The 19,197-nt window shown below is 43.6% G+C and carries 13 protein-coding genes; 11 read left to right on the forward strand and 2 right to left on the reverse strand.

Annotation, left to right across the window (positions count from 1 at the left end):
• Window positions 1-1,521 (reverse strand): nicotinate phosphoribosyltransferase, encoded by a 1,521-nt coding sequence (locus DN068_RS16425; protein WP_111000027.1) that lies wholly within the window; start codon window positions 1,519-1,521, stop codon window positions 1-3.
• Between the two features lies 1 nt (window position 1,522).
• Window positions 1,523-2,203, reverse strand: coding sequence for an NUDIX hydrolase (locus DN068_RS16430; RefSeq protein WP_111000028.1), 681 nt, complete (start codon window positions 2,201-2,203; stop codon window positions 1,523-1,525).
• Window positions 2,204-2,747: 544 nt separating this feature from the next.
• Here DN068_RS16430 and DN068_RS16440 point away from each other — a divergent pair.
• The 11 genes from DN068_RS16440 (at window position 2,748) to DN068_RS16490 (ending at window position 19,108) form a co-directional block, all read left to right on the forward strand.
• Complete coding sequence (locus DN068_RS16440) at window positions 2,748-3,479, forward strand: phosphoadenylyl-sulfate reductase (protein ID WP_111000030.1); 732 nt, start codon at window positions 2,748-2,750, stop codon at window positions 3,477-3,479.
• Window positions 3,480-3,486: 7 nt separating this feature from the next.
• A complete protein-coding gene (gene cysD, locus DN068_RS16445; protein ID WP_111000286.1) occupies window positions 3,487-4,395 on the forward strand; it encodes a sulfate adenylyltransferase subunit CysD in 909 nt (302 codons plus the stop codon).
• A 153-nt stretch (window positions 4,396-4,548) separates the two neighbouring features.
• Window positions 4,549-5,790: a sulfate adenylyltransferase subunit 1 gene (locus DN068_RS16450; protein WP_111000031.1), complete on the forward strand. Its 1,242-nt coding sequence runs from the start codon at window positions 4,549-4,551 to the stop codon at window positions 5,788-5,790.
• A 27-nt stretch (window positions 5,791-5,817) separates the two neighbouring features.
• Window positions 5,818-6,639: a serine O-acetyltransferase EpsC gene (epsC, locus tag DN068_RS16455; protein ID WP_207798991.1), complete on the forward strand. Its 822-nt coding sequence runs from the start codon at window positions 5,818-5,820 to the stop codon at window positions 6,637-6,639.
• Window positions 6,640-6,672: 33 nt separating this feature from the next.
• Window positions 6,673-7,584 (forward strand): cysteine synthase A, encoded by a 912-nt coding sequence (gene cysK / locus DN068_RS16460; RefSeq protein ID WP_111000032.1) that lies wholly within the window; start codon window positions 6,673-6,675, stop codon window positions 7,582-7,584.
• 204 nt (window positions 7,585-7,788) lie between these two features.
• On the forward strand, window positions 7,789-8,616 hold the full coding sequence (cobA, locus tag DN068_RS16465) for a uroporphyrinogen-III C-methyltransferase (RefSeq protein WP_111000033.1): 828 nt from the start codon (window positions 7,789-7,791) through the stop codon (window positions 8,614-8,616).
• A 13-nt stretch (window positions 8,617-8,629) separates the two neighbouring features.
• Window positions 8,630-10,315, forward strand: a complete 1,686-nt coding sequence (locus DN068_RS16470; protein WP_111000034.1) for a diflavin oxidoreductase — start codon at window positions 8,630-8,632, stop codon at window positions 10,313-10,315.
• Between the two features lie 12 nt (window positions 10,316-10,327).
• Window positions 10,328-12,001, forward strand: coding sequence for an NADPH-dependent assimilatory sulfite reductase hemoprotein subunit (locus DN068_RS16475; RefSeq protein ID WP_111000035.1), 1,674 nt, complete (start codon window positions 10,328-10,330; stop codon window positions 11,999-12,001).
• Window positions 12,002-12,142: 141 nt separating this feature from the next.
• Entirely contained in the window at window positions 12,143-14,938 is a 2,796-nt protein-coding gene (locus tag DN068_RS16480; RefSeq protein ID WP_111000036.1) for a TonB-dependent receptor, read from the forward strand.
• A complete protein-coding gene (locus tag DN068_RS16485) occupies window positions 14,935-16,458 on the forward strand; it encodes a TSUP family transporter (RefSeq protein ID WP_111000037.1) in 1,524 nt (507 codons plus the stop codon). Before DN068_RS16480 ends, DN068_RS16485 begins: the two co-directional genes overlap by 4 nt.
• A 244-nt stretch (window positions 16,459-16,702) precedes the next feature.
• Complete coding sequence (locus DN068_RS16490) at window positions 16,703-19,108, forward strand: TonB-dependent receptor (protein ID WP_111000038.1); 2,406 nt, start codon at window positions 16,703-16,705, stop codon at window positions 19,106-19,108.
• The last annotated feature ends 89 nt before the right edge of the window (window positions 19,109-19,197 follow it).

A 19,197-nucleotide genomic window follows, 5' to 3' on the forward strand; every position in this document is an offset into this window, starting at 1 on the left:
TTATTCTATTGCCGGAATCGCTTCCGTTGCAGCTTTCGTTGTGTAAGCTGCATGTTGTTGTACTGTATTTCTGATCGCTGCCAAAGTCCAGTCTATGGTGAGTTCACCGTCTTTGAAAATTGTTTTCAGTTCGCCCTGAGCTTCTTCTTCCCAGGTACATTGGTCTTTCAATGTTAATTTTCCTGTTACTGCATCTCTATAGATTTGCATCAGACCTTTGGCAGATTTTTTAGTTCCGTCATCCGTTTTAGGATCTTTATAAATGTCGCGGCCAATACCATTTACCTCGCCATAAGTCGCTTTCATCGCGAAACCAAATGTGTCGCGGGTTACATATTCGTAGGTGTAAGAACCAATGCCCAAAACCACGTTGTAACTCGCAAACCCTTTTTGCTTCAGGCTTTCGAGAATAGCCAGCTGGCGTTCTGTTGTAATGCTGTCGCCGTAAATCAAACCGATGTGCCCGTCAAGTAGTTTGTAGCCTTTTTCAGTAATTGTACCACCGAATATTTCCCACATGCATTCAATGGCGCCTTTGTATTCTGGGCTGCCAATCGGTGCTTCCGGATCGCCCGCAATAATCTTTACCGGATCACCACTGTCGGGACGAATCACGACTTTGCCATTGCGTACCAGAATTTTCTCTTTCAGTTCTGGTAAAAATTCGGTGATCACTTGCCAGAAATCCCAGGTGTCGCTTACAATAGAAACCACACCAGCAGGGTAGACTTCAGTGATCAAGCGTTCAAAAGTGCCAATCTCGTTGTCTTGTGTGCCCATACACATCACGCTGTGTTCTGTTGCTGGTACAGATCCGCCGATCAGTTCTGTTTCACAATTTGCGTTGTAATATTGTTCCAGAAAATCAATAGCTGGGATGGTATCACTGCCCGCGAAAGACAACAGATGTCCTGCGCCGCTCATCACTGCGTCTTCGATGCCACTCATGCCTCTGAATGAGAAATCATGCCCCTGCCATGGAATGAAACTATTGTCAGCGCCGACCGTTTCTGCCGCGTAACGGTTGAATGTTTTTAGGTATTGGAAAGCGGTTGTGGCAGAAGTACAAGGTTTCCACAGAATAGCGCTCAGCAAGGTTTCCAGCATATTGGTCAGCCAGAAAAACTCAGGCAATGTATTCTTGATCGTGAAGATTGGCACACGCATTGGTACCAATGTTCCTTCCGGTAATGCTTTTATCTCCAGCGGTAAATAACCTAAGTCATGCAGCGCTGCAATATGATCATAGCTAATGCTGTCTTTACCCAGGTAGTTATCTATGCGGCGCGCATATGTTTTCAGCACTTCGTCTTTTGGTCTTTGAAAGAAGTTGGTATTAAACTGTTCAATCAAATATTCTTTGATAAAGTATTGAAGTCCGAAGAAAACGATCTCCTCAATGCCTTTATCTCTGGATTTGCGTGGTGTAAGGTTAGAATACACCAGGGTAGTGCCTTCTGGGTATTGAAATTTATGTCCTACTTTATAACCGTCTTTTAAGAGAATGGGTAACGTTTTCATTTTAGTTGATGTTTAACTGAAAGTTATTTTGTTTGAGTTTCTTGTTGAATTTATATAAATCCGCTGGTCTGTTTTGCTGGCCTTCGCGGCGGCTGCCTGTTTCAACGATATATTCCGAAGCGAGTAGTTTTCTGCTGAAATTCCTCCGGTCAATTTTAGTTTCCAAAATGCATTCATACAGATGATGTAGTTCAGGCATGGTAAACGTTTCGTCCAATAATTCAAAACCAACGGGGTAATAGAGAATTTTAGATTTCAATCGTTGGTGTGCCGTCTTAAAAATTGTTTTGTGGTCGAAGCCGAGCGCTGGTAATTTGCGCACATCAAACCATTGCACGTCATTTGCCATTTTACCTGCTACGACTTCAAATTTCTTTGGATTGATCAATGCGTAGTAAGTTACTGAAATTACCCGTCCTCGTGGATCACGAGCTGGATCATCAAACGTGAATAGCTGTTCCATGTACACTTTATTCATGCCCAGTTTTGTTCCCAATACACGATCACAAGCGTCCTGAAAACTTTCTTCCATTTGTAAAAATGCGCCAGGTAAAGTCCACTGATCTTTAAACGGTTCGTCTTTCCGATTCAGCAGTAAAACAGAAAGTCGATCGTCGTGATAGCCGAACACCACAAGGTCAATGGCAAGCGCCGGATTTTTATAGGAAGAAAATGATTTCATTTATTCTTGTTTGCGTCAATTTGACACAAAGTAAATGTGTTTTATAGAAACCACAAAAAAAACTTTAAAGGCATAGTAGTACGGTAGATGAAAAGTGCGACGCAACGGAGTTCAATCGGAGTGACTTCGTCGACTGCAAAAGGAGATTCACGAGTGGATATAGGTTCCTGGTCAGAACAGTTTGAATCCTCTGACGAAGAAGAGAAAAATAAAATTTGGAAATTAAAAAATTCTGCCGCTACCTTTGCAAATATGGTCGCCAGACGGCCTTTTGAAACAACAACCTGTATAAAAACAGTATTATGAACAAGCAAACAACAGCCGCTTCTCTGCATCTGACAGTCCGCAACCGTGCAACTGTTATGGCTGCTTGTTGTTGTACTCGTACTTGCTGTTGTTGTTGTATGTAATCTCTTCGTATTCCAGCAATAAGATCGAAATCATGAATGTATAGTGCTCGGCACTTTATCCTTGCGTCTTTGCGCGCCCGTAGGGTACATTTCTGCTGATTTCTTCCATTATTTCCTTTTACAAATCATTCAGAATGAGTACGCAGCTTCAGCATGCGGCTTCATTGCTTGCCCGTGATGTTGCGGGTCAGGATGTTGCCTTTGTTTTGCAGTTATTGTCGGGCAGATTCTCTGGTGCCGTCACATTTTCTACCAGCTTCAGTAAAGAAGATCAGGTCATCACACATTTGCTGCAGCAATATGCACGAGATGTAGCTATTTTCACTTTAGATACCGGTCGTTTTTTTCGTCAGACCTATGATGTCTGGGCCAGTACCAATGCGCATTTCGGCATTCGCGTCGAATCTTATTTTCCCGAACGTCTGGAAGTAGAACAATATCTGGACCAGAACGGCCCCAATGCATTTTATCAATCAGTGGAGTTGCGCAAACAATGTTGCCATATCAGAAAAGTAGAACCGCTGAAACGTGCACTGGCAGGTTATTCTATATGGATCACAGGTTTGCGGGCTGCACATTCTCCATCAAGGCAAAGTTTAAAGCAGATTGAATGGGACGATACACACCAGATTATTAAATACAATCCATTGCTGCATTGGAGTGATGACGAAATAGATAATTATATCCGAAAATTTCAGCTGCCGTACAATTCGCTGCATGACAAGGGTTATATAAGCATCGGCTGCGAACCATGTACGCGTCCCATCAAACCAGGAGAGGATTTCAGAGCTGGTCGCTGGTGGTGGGAAGATAGCGGTAAAAAAGAATGCGGGCTACATACATCTGATGTTTCAATCAAAAACTAAAAATAAAATGAGCAAATATCAATTGGATCATCTGGCACAATTAGAGTCAGAAGCAATTCATATTCTTCGCGAAGTAGCAGGACAATTTGAGCGACCTGCACTGTTATTCAGCGGCGGCAAGGATTCCATAACATTGGTGCATCTGGCGTTGAAGGCATTTCGTCCCGGAAAATTTCCTTTCCCGCTGGTGCATATTGACACCGGACATAATTTTCAGGAAGCACTTGATTTCAGAGATCAGCTGGCGGCAGAGATTGGCGAACGATTAATCGTACGTAAAGTGGAAGACACCATTCGCGCCAAAGGTCTGACGGAGCCCAAAGGGAAATTCGCGAGTCGTAATGCATTGCAGACATTCACACTTTTGGATACAATCAAGGAATTTGCCTTCGATGCATGTATTGGCGGAGCAAGGAGGGATGAAGAAAAAGCCCGGGCGAAGGAGCGTATTTTTTCGGTGCGCGATGAATTCGGTCAATGGGATCCGAAATTGCAACGACCGGAGTTGTGGAATATTTATAACGGTAAAATTCACAAAGGAGAAAACGTTCGTGTATTTCCCATCAGCAACTGGACGGAACTAGACATCTGGAATTATATCCGAAGAGAGCAGATAGCCTTGCCTTCCATTTATTTTTCTCATGAACGGGAAGTGATCGAGCATGAATCACAATTGGTAGCTTATTCACCATTTATCCGGATAGATGAAGCGGATGTGATCGTGAAAAGAAGAGTGCGTTACCGAACGGTCGGTGATATGACTTGTACAGCGGCAGTCACTTCAGAAGCCAGTTCAATAGACGATATTATTCGTGAGATCACTATCTCCAAAACCAGCGAACGTGGTGAAACCCGCATTGATGACAGGGTTTCGGAAGCAGCAATGGAAGATCGGAAGAAGAACGGATATTTTTAAAAGTCAAAAGTCAAAACTCAGAATGGTTAGAAACATTTTAGCGAACCGCAATGAGCTCGCTCGCGTTCGTCATGCTGACAAAGAAAACGTCTCGCGAAAAACGAATGCTAAAACTTAGAACTAAAAAATAAAAAACTTACAACTCAACAAAAAATGGATATACTACGTTTTATAACAGCAGGTAGCGTTGATGATGGCAAAAGCACACTCATCGGACGTTTGCTTTACGATAGCAAAAATATTCTTACAGATCAGCTTGAAGCAATTGAGCGACAAACAAAAAATAAGGAGCAGGGAACGATCGACCTGGCCTTGCTTACAGATGGTCTGCGTGCGGAACGCGAGCAGGGCATTACAATAGACGTTGCTTACAAATATTTTGCGACGCCCAAACGTAAATTCATTATAGCGGATGCGCCCGGTCACATTCAATACACGCGCAACATGATCACCGGAGCATCAAATGCGCAGCTCATCATTATTCTTATTGATGCAAGATCGGGTGTTGTAGAACAAACACGGCGACATTCTATTATTGCGTCCTTATTAAAAATCCCTCACGTGGTTGTTGCCGTAAATAAAATGGACCTGGTCGATTATTCGCAGGAAGTTTTTTTCGACATCGTGAATGATTATGCTTCGGTTGCCCGTTCGCTGGATTTGCCCGATGTGACGTTTATTCCGGTGAGCGCATTAGACGGTGATAACATTGTGGAATCCTCAAAAAACATTCCTTGGTATGAAGGTGCACCGCTCTTAGAACTGTTGGAACGTGTTGAATTACAAAATGATGTAAATTTGGACAATGCCCGGTTTCCTGTTCAGTATGTCATTCGCCCCCAAACAGAAGCCTTGCACGATTATCGCGGGTACGCCGGAAAAATTACGAGTGGTATTTATCGCAAAGGTGAGCAAGTAACCGTGTGGCCTTCGGGTTTGTCGAGTACGATTCAGTCGATAGAAATTGATGGAAAAGAGGTAGCGGAAGCGTTTACACCGCAAAGTGCCGTACTGCGATTATCAGATGATATTGACAATAGTCGTGGAGATGTGATCGTCCCCCAATCACAACAACCGACGGTAGATAAGGAAGTAGAAACCTTGATTGCCTGGCTGGATCAGAAGCCACTTGCAGTTGGTAACCGGTATTTACTGCAGCACAACAGCAGGGTAGTTCCGGCGGTTGTACAAGAGATAGCATACAAGTTGGATGTGAATACACTTGAACGAGCGTTAGGACCACAGCAGGTACTGCTCAATGAAGTGGTGAAAATAAAACTGAAAACAGCGGCTCCATTAGTATACGATTCTTATGCAGAGAACAAGCACAATGGCAGTGCGATACTGGTTGATGAAACAAGCCTTGTAACTGTTGGCGCAGCGTTATTACAGTAGGAAGTTTAACCAAACAATTTATAGTTTATGAGTCAGGGTTTCATGGAACAACTTTTTCAGCGTGGGCAGGGTAATTTCCCCAGTTTCCCGGATAAGAAGTTAGCCATCTCTTTCGCAGATCAGTTATTTGCGTTTTTATTCACGCCAAGGCGTGATTCAATAGAGCAATTGCTGGCTATCTATGAAGGACTGCGAGATATTTTTTCTTCTCTGGTATTTGACGTGCTCAAGGACGAGGTGATCGCGAAGCAACAAGCTGTTGTTTTTTTTGACGCCATTCCCGATATCTATCAATGGCTGTTGAAGGACGCTGCTGCAATCGTTGAGTTTGATCCTGCTGCGGAATCTATAGAAGAGGTATTGGTGGCTTATCCTGGCTTTTTTGCAACGGCAATTTATCGTTTCGCGCATCAATTGCACACGCAGCAGTTGCATACATTGCCAAGATTGTTTTCAGAATATGCACATAGCCGGACGGGGATTGATATACATCCGGGTGCGCAGATCGGGACATCCTTTTTTATTGATCATGGCACGGGCATTGTAATCGGTGGTACGGCAGTCATCGGAAACCATGTGAAGATTTATCACGGCGTTACACTAGGGGCACTCAACGTCGCAAAAGAATTGGCACATAAGAAAAGACATCCGACGATTGAAGACAATGTTATTATTTATTCCGGCGCCACAATTCTCGGTGGAAACACAACCGTCGGAAATCATAGCGTCATCGGTGGAAACGTATGGCTGACGCACAGTGTAGAGCCTCATTCCATTGTTTATCATAAAAGTGAGGTAGTAGTAAGAGATAAAAATCCGTTACCGGAGCCACTCAATTTCGTCATCTGAAACTCATAATAAATAACTTTTAAAACATTAAAAATGAAGGTCCAAAACATCTTACAGACAATTGGCAACACGCCGCACCTGCAACTTAATAAAGTATTGGGGAATGATCACGAAGTCTGGATTAAACTGGAAAAAGCCAATCCTGGCGCTAGTATTAAGGATCGTATTGCATTGGCAATGATAGAGGATGCCGAGCAGAAAGGCATTCTGAAAAAGGATAGTGTGATTATTGAACCAACTTCCGGAAATACAGGGATCGGATTGGCGTTAGTCGCTGCTGTGAAAGGTTATAAACTGATCCTGGTGATGCCCGAATCAATGAGTATTGAAAGAAGAAAGCTGATGTCGTCATACGGTGCGACGTTTGAATTGACACCAAGAGAAAAGGGCATGAAAGGCGCGATTGAAAAGGCCAATGAACTGGCGGAACAAACACCGAATTCATGGATTCCGCAGCAATTTGATAATGCAGCAAATGCAGAAGTACACCGCAAAACTACTGCCCAAGAAATTATTAATGATTTTCCCGAAGGATTGGATTACATCATTACCGGCGTCGGTACCGGTGGACATATTACCGGCGTAGCGGAAATTTTAAAACAGAAATTTCCAAACTTGAAAGTGTATGCAGTAGAGCCGGAACTGTCTCCAGTATTGAGTGGTGGTGCTCCAGGCCCGCATCCGCTGCAAGGTTTGGGCGCAGGCTTTATTCCTTCTGTGATGAATACGGGCGTGCTGGATGGTGTGATTCAGGTTGGCAGAGATGAATCGTTTGATTACGCACAGCGTCTTGCAAAAGAAGAAGGATTGCTCGCTGGTATTTCTACAGGTGCAGCAGTAGCCGCCGTGGCAAAAAAACTTCCGGAGCTTCCTAAAGGCGCTCGTGTGCTCACTTTTAATTATGATACCGGCGAGCGCTATTTATCTGTCGAAGGACTGTATTAATTTTTGATTGAAGATTTTCGATTGATACACAATATGTCAATTTAACCAGCAAAACGGTTTACGTATCTGCCTGGCTCAATGTAGATCGTTTTGTTTGTTACTCCTACGTGGTTTTTTAGCGGGTTATATAAAACCTTATTTGCCTTTGCTTCTTACGCGTCTTTGCGTGAAACCAAAACAATACAATACTTAAAATAGCAAACAATGCATACAGGAAAAGTTGTGATTGCAGGCGCTGGGCCTGGCGATCCGGAATTGCTTACTCTAAAAACTGCCCGGTATTTACACATGGCCGAGGTAGTACTCACTGACAGACTCGTCAGTGAGCAAATATTACAACGGTACGTAAATCCCGTTGCGGAAATCATCTTCGTCGGTAAAGAAGGCGGGGAAAATAAATCAATCGCTCAAAAAACAATCAACAAATTGCTGGTGCAATATGCACAGGAAGGAAAGTTTATTGTTCGTTTGAAAGGAGGTGATATCTCCGTCTTCTCCAATATTCTGGATGAACTTGAAACCCTCAGGGCGCATAATATTCCTTATGAGCTGGTGCCAGGAATTACTGCTGCGTCGGGAGCTGCGGCCTATGCGGGCATTCCACTCACAGCGCGGGATAATGCCAGAGCAGTACGCTTCCTTACTTATCAGAAGACTGATATTCTTTCTGCTGCACATTGGCAAGACCTGGCAGATACAGATGATACACTTGTCTTTTATATGTCGGGTGAAACGTTGAACGATTTGGTTCAGCATTTATCATTGCACGGTATTTCCGGCAAAAAGTCGGTAGCGGTGATTGAGCAGGCTACAACACCATACCAGCGTGTGTTTACCCGGAAATTTTCAGATTTGAACAGTCAAATACTTCGGCGCGGATTTGTTTCGCCGACCTTGTTGATTATCGGAAATGTGGTGAATTTACATCAATCATTTCGGTGGCTAGCGAATAGCAAAATATCCAAAAGTTATTTTCGCGCTGCCGGTGAAAACCAGCCAGTGCAGCAGTATAGTCTCTCCTCCCTGATTTAAAAATCTCAAAACAATGTTGGCAAATATTAAGCAAAATGCGCTCAATGAGCTCATTGATGGGGCGTCGTATGACGAGCTGATCTGGATCAACGGGTATCTGGCCGGCGTGCTTTCGTCTGGCAAACGCCCGCTACAGCAGTCTGCGCCTGTTAGTTTTTCGGGGAAAGTAACTGTTCTGTATGGTACCGAAACTGGCAATGCAAAAAGTCTTTCGGCAAAATTAGCATCGCTTGCAAAGCAAAAGGGTATTCCTGCGAAAGTAGGTGCGCTGGATCAATACAGATTATCTGATCTGACTAAAGAGGAAGTTCTTTTCGTGATAATCAGTACGCAAGGTGATGGTGAGCCGCCAGCTGCAGCTAAGAAATTTTACGATCATTTGTATCAGGAGACGTTGCAATTGAAGCAGTTAAAATATGGAGTGATCGCGCTAGGCGATAGTTCTTATCCTTTGTTTTGCCAGGCGGGAATTGATGTAGATATACAGTTGGAAAATGCTGGTGCTTTTAGAATTGCTGCTTTGCAAAAATGTGATGTAGATTATGAAGCCGGCGCGATTCTGTGGTTTGATAATGTGCTACAATCGTTGTCTGGTCAGAATGTAGACATAAAGACATCTGATGTCTCTGTGAATCCTGTAGGAAAGAGAATCTATAATGGCCGGATTTTATCGAACGTCAATTTGAACGATATCGGTTCAAAAAAACAGACCCATCATATAGAGATTGAAGCGGAGGGAGTGCTGTATGAACCCGGAGATTCACTGAGTATTATTGCTGAAAATAGTCAGGTGCATGTGTCGGAAATACTGCGATTGGTGGGCGTTGCGGCAGATAGACTTGTTGACTATAAAAACGAATCACTGCCTTTAGAGATATTATTACGAACCAAAATCAATATTCGTTACCTGCATGAAAGAGTAGTAAAACAATATGCAGCGTTGGTGCAACAGGAAATTCCGGAAACAAAAATCAGTCTCGTAGATCTTTTGCGTATTTATCCGGTGCGTAGTAGTGATGAATTTGTGAAAGTAGTTCAGTTATTGGAACCGATTATGCCGAGGCAATATAGTATAGCCTCTTCGCCTTCGTTGCATGGAGGGGAAATTCATCTTACAGTGAGTCGCAATCAGTTTTATGTCAATGAAGAATTGCATTATGGGCTTGCCTCTGACTATCTGTCGCAATTGGAAGAGGGTGCAGGAATTCAATTTGCCATACATCAAAATAAACAGTTCCGATTACCGGATGCAACTAAAGATATCATTCTGATTGGGCCTGGAACTGGTATCGCACCATTCCGCTCGTTTCTCTCAGAGCGGGATGCACTGCAGGCATCCGGCAGGAGCTGGCTTTTCTTCGGGGAGCAACATTTCACTACAGATTTTCTTTATCAGACCGAGATACAAAATTGGCATCAAAGCGGATTACTTACCAAGGTAAACCTGGCCTTTTCGCGAGATCAGCAAGAGAAAATTTATGTGCAACACCGGTTATTAGAACAAGGGAAAGATGTTTATGAATGGCTGCAGAATGGTGCGTCAGTTTACATCTGCGGCAACAAAGAACCGATGAGTGTTGACGTAGAAGAAGCATTGCTGGCGATTATTGTAACTCATGGTACTTGCTCAAAAGATGCTGCACGGGCCTATCTGGAACAACTGAAAGACGAAGGGCGTTATCTGAAAGATGTTTATTAAAAATTGAAAATAATGAGCGAACAAAAGAAATTATCCGCAATTGAGCATATAAAAATAAAGAGCGAAGGGCTGCGTGGTACGCTGAACGAGAGTGTCTCTAATCAGATTACCGGTAGTATCAGCGAAGACGATCAGGCATTGATCAAATTTCATGGAATGTATCAGCAGGATGATCGTGATCGGCGAGAAGAACGTGCTGTGAAAAAACTGGAAAGACTGTATTCATTTATGATCCGGCTTCGCCTTCCTGGCGGTTTTTTGACTGCGGAGCAATGGGAGGCTACACATCATATTGCTGGGGAGAATAGTACTGGGGTTATTAAAATTACGACCCGTCAGACCGTTCAGCTGCACGGTTTACTCAAATCGAAAATTAAACCGACCATTCAATCTTTCAGTTTGGCGAAACTGGATTCTATTGCTACTTGTGGGGACATTAATCGCAATGTATTGTGTAGTTCACATCCAGGTCAATCTCCATTGCATGCCGAGATATTTGCTTACGCAGATAAAATCAGCGAGATGCTGAAACCCAAAACCCGCGCCTATTATGAGATCTGGCTTGGTGAAGAAAAGCTGGCAGAGCGTACAGAAGAAGATCCATTATACGAAGACCGTTATCTGCCGCGAAAATTTAAGATTGCAATTGCGATTCCACCGAACAACGATGTGGATGTGTTTGCAAATGATATCGGGCTCATTGCCATTATTGAAAATAATCGGTTGAAAGGTTTTAACATAGCCGTTGGCGGTGGTTTATCAACAACTCACGGTAATCCGGATACCTACGCAAGACTGGGAACAGTGATTGGCTTTGCGGATTCCGAAGAGAAGGTATTAAAAGCTGTTTATGAGGTACTCACCATTCAGCGTGATTATGGCAATCGTACTGATCGGAAATTTGCCCGGCTGAAATACACGTTGGATAAATTGGGCGTGGATGCTTTTCGTGCGGAATTGGAAAATAGAATTGGTTTTAAACTGGAAGAACCGCGATCCTATCATTTTTCCGAGCGTAAAGATTATTACGGCTGGATGCAGAATGAAGCCGGGTTTTGGTATTATACCGCTTTCGTTGAAAATGGCCGGGTGACTGATTTAGAAGGCGCGGCGTTGAAGACTGCGTTTTTCGAAGTCGCGCAAACACGGAAGGCAAGTTTCCGTTTTACCTGTAATCAAAATCTCATATTGAGTGATATTCAGCCGGAGGATAAATTAATTGTCGAGGAGATTTTAGCAAAGCACGGTGTCATCCAGCACACAGAAAATGCTTCGGTGATCCGTAGAAATGCAATGGCTTGTGTGGCATTGCCAACTTGCCCGCTGGCGCTTGCAGAAGGTCAGCGTTACTTGCCGCAGCTGATTTCAAAAATTGAGCCGATACTGAATAGACATCTACTGAGTGATGAAGAGATTACCATTCGTATGACTGGCTGTCCAAATGGCTGTGCGCGACCATATGCCGCAGAAATCGGCCTGATTGGCACTGCTTCGGGAAGGTATAATCTATATCTAGGTGGCGATTATCAGGGGCTTCGTCTCAATAAAATTTATAAAGAACATCTGGATGAAGCCCAGATTCTGGAAAATCTGGATCAGCTATTCAGTATATACAAGAATGAGCGCACTTCGGGTGAACGCTTTGGCGATTTCGCTGTTCGAAAGTGGTGGGTTGCTTCTGTTTAAACAAAATCAAACGTATGATGTTTGTCAAAAATCCTATACCAGATAGTTTGTTGGGCGTGAAAAAATATTGTCCCCACGGGGACCGATAGGAAATGCTAATCCAGTTAGAATGCCATTTTTCATTTCACGCAAACAATATTTATGCAATCAAAACATTTACAGATTTTTCTACTGTTGCTGCTAGTGGCGGTTTATAAAACTGCTGCACAGGATGCTTATTTAGTCTCGGGGCGGATCCTGGATTCTGTCAATAGTCAATTACGCAACAACGCAACTGTGCAGGTAAAAGGAACGACCATCGGAGCCATTACAGACGATGCAGGCAATTTTCAACTGAAAGTGGCCCAAAAACTGCCGATCGAATTGTTGATTTCGGCAATCGGATATCAATCCCAAACCTTTCTGATTACTGCGGTTGGCAAGGAGGTTAATATACTACTGCAACCACAGGCGATGGTGATGGATCAGGTGGTGGTGAGTGCTTCCAGAGTTTCTGAGAGTATGATGAAAACCCCGGTGAGCATTGAAAAGCTGGATATCCGTGCAATCAGGCAGAGCGCAGCTCCAAGTTTTTATGATGCGCTCGAAAATCTGAAGGGAGTACAGATGACCACATTAAGTCTAGGCTACAAAGTGCCCAATACGCGTGGTTTCAGCGGAACTACCAATTCGCGGTTTCTGCAGATGGTAGACGGTGTAGATAATATTTCTCCGGGTATAGGTGCGCCGGTTGCCAACGCAGTGGGGCCTACGGATTTGGATATAGAAAGTGTGGAACTGATACCCGGTGCGGCTTCTGCCTTGTATGGATTAAATGCGGTGAATGGCATTTCAAACATGAAAACGAAATCTCCGTTTAAATACGAAGGGCTCAGCGTATACCAGAAAATCGGTGTAAACCATATTGATGATGATTTGCACAGTCCCACACCGCTGTATGAGACGGCGGTTCGCTACGCCAGGGTAATCGGAAAACGTTTTGCATTTAAGATCAATGCTGATTATATGCGTGGCTATGACTGGATCGCTAACAATATGCGCGATCAGAATCCGAACGCAAATGTATCGGTTGGTCTGACGGGAGCGAATAATCCTGGTGCTGATCTGATCAATAATTACGGTGATGAAAGCAGTGACCGGAGAACCCTTACACTCGATGGGAAAAAGTATGTAGTGAGCAGAACAGGCTATGCTGAAAAGGATTTAGCAGATTATAACCTGCATAATCTGAAATTTGATGCGTCATTGTATTACAAGCTGGGAAAAGGTGCGGAGCTTTCTTATACTTATCGCATCGGCAATGTGACTAATCTTTATCAACGTGGTAATCGTATTGAGCTGGATGGTTTGCAGATACAACAGCATGTAGCCGAGTTGAAAGGAAGCAATTATTTTCTGAAGGCTTATTATACCGGTGAGAACACTGGTAATTCTTATAATCTGCGACCGTTGGGCGAAAATATGGATCTCGCATTTAAGAGTAATAATCAATGGTACAGTGATTACTCCAATGCATTTCTCGCGGCAACAGACAATGGTTCCGGTGTTGCAGACGCACAGGCGGCAGCACGCGCCGCTGCAGACAATGGTCGTTATCAGCCGGGAACGCAGGCATTTGACGACAAAAAAAATGAACTCATCCACATCAATAACTGGGATAAAGGTGCCGCGTTAATTATGAAAACGGGTTTTGTTCACGGCGAAGGCCAGTACGATTTTTCTAAGTATGTATCCTGGATAAAGCTGTTGGCGGGGTTTAATTATCGCGATTATATTATTCATCCGGACGGGAATAGTTATGTAAATCCTGAGTCTTATACGGATTCGACAAAGCTCAATACAATATTTCACTATTATAGTTACGGCGGATTTGCGCAGGCTACCAAAACATTTTTCGAAGAAAAATTGAAAGTAGTGGCCTCTGTTCGTGCAGATAAAGTACAGTATTTCGACCCCAGGATCAATCCGCGAATAGCGCTGGTATACACGGTTTCACAAAAACATAATTTCCGGATTTCATTCCAGAATGGCTACCGGTTTCCTACTCTTTTTGAAGGATTTTCTTACGTCGATAACGGTGGTGTGAAACGTTTGGGTGGATTAGAAGTAATGTCAAAGTACTTCGGTGTTTTTGAAAACTCCTATGTGCGTACATCGCAGGATGCTTTTATCGCGGCTGTAAATAACGACATCAATAAGAATGGTTTAACACAGACGGCAGCCATTGAAAAGAACCAGCATCTGCTTATAAAAAGCAATTACAATTACATTAAGCCGGAGCATATCAATTCGCTGGAAGCAGGATATAAAGGCATATTGTTTGGAGGAAGACTGTTTATAGATGCGGATTATTATTTCAATGTCTACAAAGATTTCATCGGACAGGTTGAATTGACGAAACCTGACAAAGGCACAATTGGTGTGGATGATAGCACTGTTTTCTATGCATACGATAAAACAAAGTCGACGGTCTATCGCATGTGGACCAACTCCACGGGCATTGTCAGCAATCAGGGAGCCAGTCTCGGATTGCGCTACAATTTGCCGCGGCAATATTCTGTGAGTGCGAATGTCTCCTATGCGCAACTGTTGCATATTTCAGCGGGTGATGCATTGATCCCTGCATTTAATACACCGCAGTGGATCACCAATATTTCATTGGGTAATGCACAAATATTTAAGAACACTGGTTTTAATATTTCCTGGCGCTGGCAGAGTGGATTCGATTGGCAAAGTCCGTTGGCAAATGGTTTTATTCCTGCTTATGATGTGGTCGATGCACAGATCAATTATGCTGTTCCGAAAATCTATACAACGTTCAAACTCGGTGCCAGCAATCTTTTCAATAAAAAATATTACCAGTATGAAGGAGGTCCGGTAATTGGCGGACTCTATTATTTCACCGTCATTTTTGATGACAATTTTCAACGTAAATGAAGGCAGCTATTTTAGGAAAAGCGACAACAGATAGTGTTGCAGCTACAGAGGTAAACCCACTTTTTCCCGTTTTTCTCAAGCTGGATCAGCTTCAGCTGTTGATTGTGGGTGGCGGAAATATTGGCTATGAAAAATTGCAGACTATTTTAAACAATGCGCCTGAAGCGAATGTGCGTTTAATTGCGTTGGAGATTAGTGATGCGGTGATTGCATTAGCTGCCTATTATCCTAATGTAAAACTGGTGCAGAAAGCATTTGAATCTTCAGATCTTGATGGTGTTGATTTGGTGATCAGCGCAGTGAATGATGCGGTAGTCAGCGAACATGTTTATCGTTCGGCTAAAGAACGGGCAATATTGATTAATGCCGCAGACCAACCGCGGTATTGCGATTTCTATCTGGGATCGATCGTCACAAAGGGGCATTTGAAAATTGCGGTTTCTACCAACGGGAAATCTCCGGTACTGGCAAAGCGGATTAAAGAATATCTGAATGAAGCTATAACGGATGATATACACGGATTGATTGATAGTATGAGTGAACTGCGGTCTCGTCTTTCGGGCGATTTTAATGAAAAGGTCAGACGTTTAAATGAGTTGACACAATCATTGGCTTACAGCGAAATCGCACAAAAAAATGGAGAACGTCGCTGGCGGAAAATTGCTTCCTGGAGCTTGTTCGCGTTCTTCTTTATGTTTCTCGGGCATCTTATTTTATCCTACGTTTCGTTGGAAACATTAGTGACTAGTGGTCGTCATTTCATCATTCAAATGGATCCAAAGTTTTACATAATGATACTCGCCGGTTTTTTTGCACAGCTAGTAGATGGCGCGTTGGGTATGGGTTATGGTGTTACTTGTACTACAGTTTTGCTTTCGGCCGGTGTGCCATTGCCCGCAATCAGCGGTAGCATCCATACCGCGGAAATGTTTTCTAGTGGCGCTTCGGGTTTTAGTCATTACAAGTTTGGTAACGTCAACAAGAAGTTGTTCAAGTACCTGGTGGCGCCCGGCGTGATTGGTGCTATTCTTGGTGCCTGGCTGCTTGCAAAATACGGAAACGACTATGCCAATTATTTTCGGCCGGTGTTGGCCGTTTATACTTTGTTGCTTGGCGCTCGTATCATTTGGAATGCGTTCCGAAAAAATAAGAAAGTAGAGAAGCTGAAAAGAGTAGGTTGGCTGGCTGCTGCCGGAGGCTTCCTGGATTCTTTTGGCGGAGGTGGCTGGGGACCGTTGGTGACGAGTACGCTGATCTCTAAAGGAAAGACACCGAAGTATGTAATCGGCACGGTAAGCATCACTGAATTTTTTGTGACCCTTGCCAGTGCACTCACGTTTTTCTCCTTAATTGGTATCAGCCACTGGATGGTTATCGCCGGGCTCATCATTGGTGGTCTGATTGCGGCACCTATTGCGGCGCGTCTGGCTGGGAAGCTGCCGCTAAAGACTATGTTTATCGGTGTGGGGGCATTGGTGATTATCTGGAGTTTGAATGTGATTATTAGAGCAATTCTATAAGGCAAAATTCAAAAGTCAAAAACGCAATTTCTGTAACCCCGAGCGTAGGCGAGGGGTTCGCGACGCACACAACGGCACAAAGTTTGTATTACTCGCACTGTGACGCAACACCGTATTAACCTATCAACCTACTAACGTATTAACTGAACCGGCCGCGGTATTTATAGGGTGATTTTTGACCGCGCCCAGTTTTTTTCACCTTAATTAACCTGGCTTTCACAGATATTTGCAACGTAACATTTCTATGAAAGCCGCCATAAACTTTACCATATTTTTATTGATTTTTCTGTTTTCGTTTTCCTTTAAAAGTATTGCCCAATACACGATTCAGGGAAGAATGACGGATCAGAAAAATGAAGCTGTTCCATTTGCGAACGCGGTGCTTTTGCATTTACCGGATAGTGCTATCGTTGTCACTGCTATGACCGATACCGCCGGGTATTTCAGTATCAATGCTCAAAGCGTAGCACAAACCTTGTTGAAAGCTATTGCCAGTGGCTATCATACACAAACAAAACTCATTACAGAAACCGGGAACGATATCAAAGTTGATTTTGTGCTGCATTCAGTCGACCGTATGCTTTCGGGTGTAACCGTGACTGCTAACAAACCGGTGATAGAGCGTAAAGCAGATCGTACAGTATTTAATGTAGAAAGCAGTGTATCGAGCGTTGGGGCCGATGCGTTGGAATTATTGAAGCGTTCGCCGGGTGTGCGCGTCAACAATGATAATATATCGGTGGTAGGAAAGAGTACGGTTTCCATTATGATCAATGATCGTTTGGTACAGCTTTCTGCCGATGAACTCGCTGGATTGCTTCGGTCCATGCCGGCCGAAACGATTTCGAAAATTGAAGTGATCACCGCACCGCCGGCTCGTTATGATGCCCAGGGTAACGCGGGAATTATCAACATAGTCACCAAAAAACAACAGAAAAACGGACTCAACGGCAGTATCACCACCGCTTATGAGCAACATACTGCTGGCGGTTTTCAGACAAACGGCAATATCAATTACCGGTTCCAGAAATTTAACTTCTTCGGCAACGGCAACTATTTCACGCTCAATCGGTATCCGACAAGAACATTCACTACTTTTTATCCTGAGGAGAAATGGGTACAGACGGACGATCAGAAAGACCAAAACGTGTTTGGCCGTTTTCAAGTTGGCGCCGATTATAATATTAATAAGAAATCCATACTGGGCGTAGTTTACACCCACGGCTGGGGAAGTCCGGTGCATCACAGCCAGGAGGATATTTATACAAAAGCTTACAGTCTTGCAACAGGTATGCTGGATTCCGTAACACGGACCATTGCTGAAACATTCGATAGTGGTCGCAGAGATGTGGGCAATCTGAATTATGAATGGCGTATCGATACCAGCGGTAAAAAGCTCAATGTTGACCTCGATTATTTTACCCGCACCGGCAAAAAAAGAAGAGATTTTGTTTCCAATAATACACTGCCAGATGGTAGCCTGACGTCGGACTCCAGCAATAATCAGACGTTTGGAAAGCAGGTCAACAACATCGGTTCCGTAAAGCTCGATCTGGAATGGCCAACGCATTTCGCTAAATATTCCTTTGGTGGAAAGGCGTCGTTTGTACACAATATCAGTGATAATGTATTCAATTACCTCGATGGCGGCGATTTTGTGATGGACCCTAACAAGACCAATACTTTCGACTACACGGAGAACACGCAGGCATTATATGCAAGCGCACATAAAGATTTAAAAAAATGGGAACTGCAATTAGGGCTTCGTGCGGAAAATACGCAGAGCAAAGGTTATTCGCCGACACTCAATCAAACCACAACCAATAATTACTTCAAGCTTTTTCCTTCGGTTTTTGTGCAGTACAATCTGAACGAAAATCATAAATTCAATTTCAATTATACACGCCGCATCAACCGTCCCGATTTTTGGGATATGAATCCGTTCCGGGTGTATAGCACGCCAAACGCTTATGAGCAGGGAAATCCGTTCCTGCAGCCATCTTTCAGCAATAACTTTGAAATAGGGTATACGCTGAAATCTAAATACACATTCTCACTGTTCTCTGAATCCGTGCAGAATTATTTTACCCGCGTTTCAATGGTGGATACCGTCAATAGCACGTTTATTTTCACGAGAGTCAATGCCGGTAATAATTTCAGCGCCGGGTTGCGAGCAAACGCAGTTGTGAACTTTACCAAATGGTGGGAATGTAACCTGCAGGGCAGTGGTTTTTATACGCAGTTCACACCCAAAGTATATGGCGTAAGCGGTACTTATAGTCAACCCAGTTTTTATATCGAAACCGATAACACCATCTCATTCAATAAAGACAAAACCCTGCTGGCCGAAGCCAATTTTTATTATCTGAGCAAACAACAGGCCGATGTAGACCTGCAATCGCCCGTGTATAGTTTGGGGCTCGGTTTCAAGGCATTACTCTTTCACAAACAGCTGACGATTGGCGTGAGCGGCTACGATGTATTGCGGACGGAATGGTCTGTTTATACCAACGATTACAATCATACCGTCCAGAATCTTTACTTCGACGATCGCTCTGTTCGCGTAGCGCTTACCTGGAAATTCGGCAACGCAAACATTAAACTCCGGGAACGCAATACAGGAGCCGATGAGGCGAAGCGAGCCAATTAATAAAAGTTTAACGAGCCCATTGTTTTTTTTGTGTTGCTGTAAGCCTTGGCAGTATTGGGTTGTGCGTTGTTTTTCTAAAGCTTCAATCC

Origin of the sequence: Taibaiella soli (assembly GCF_003236175.1) — a bacterium.
Taxonomy (GTDB): Bacteria; Bacteroidota; Bacteroidia; order Chitinophagales; family Chitinophagaceae; genus QKTW01.

Coding starts and splice junctions, on each gene's coding strand:
- DN068_RS16425 (WP_111000027.1), bottom strand. CDS start 1,521: ATGAAAACGTTACCCATTCTCTTAAAAGACGGTTATAAAGTAGGACAT.
- DN068_RS16430 (WP_111000028.1), bottom strand. CDS start 2,203: ATGAAATCATTTTCTTCCTATAAAAATCCGGCGCTTGCCATTGACCTT.
- DN068_RS16440 (WP_111000030.1), top strand. CDS start 2,748: ATGAGTACGCAGCTTCAGCATGCGGCTTCATTGCTTGCCCGTGATGTT.
- cysD (WP_111000286.1), top strand. CDS start 3,487: ATGAGCAAATATCAATTGGATCATCTGGCACAATTAGAGTCAGAAGCA.
- DN068_RS16450 (WP_111000031.1), top strand. CDS start 4,549: ATGGATATACTACGTTTTATAACAGCAGGTAGCGTTGATGATGGCAAA.
- epsC (WP_207798991.1), top strand. CDS start 5,818: ATGAGTCAGGGTTTCATGGAACAACTTTTTCAGCGTGGGCAGGGTAAT.
- cysK (WP_111000032.1), top strand. CDS start 6,673: ATGAAGGTCCAAAACATCTTACAGACAATTGGCAACACGCCGCACCTG.
- cobA (WP_111000033.1), top strand. CDS start 7,789: ATGCATACAGGAAAAGTTGTGATTGCAGGCGCTGGGCCTGGCGATCCG.
- DN068_RS16470 (WP_111000034.1), top strand. CDS start 8,630: ATGTTGGCAAATATTAAGCAAAATGCGCTCAATGAGCTCATTGATGGG.
- DN068_RS16475 (WP_111000035.1), top strand. CDS start 10,328: ATGAGCGAACAAAAGAAATTATCCGCAATTGAGCATATAAAAATAAAG.
- DN068_RS16480 (WP_111000036.1), top strand. CDS start 12,143: ATGCAATCAAAACATTTACAGATTTTTCTACTGTTGCTGCTAGTGGCG.
- DN068_RS16485 (WP_111000037.1), top strand. CDS start 14,935: ATGAAGGCAGCTATTTTAGGAAAAGCGACAACAGATAGTGTTGCAGCT.
- DN068_RS16490 (WP_111000038.1), top strand. CDS start 16,703: ATGAAAGCCGCCATAAACTTTACCATATTTTTATTGATTTTTCTGTTT.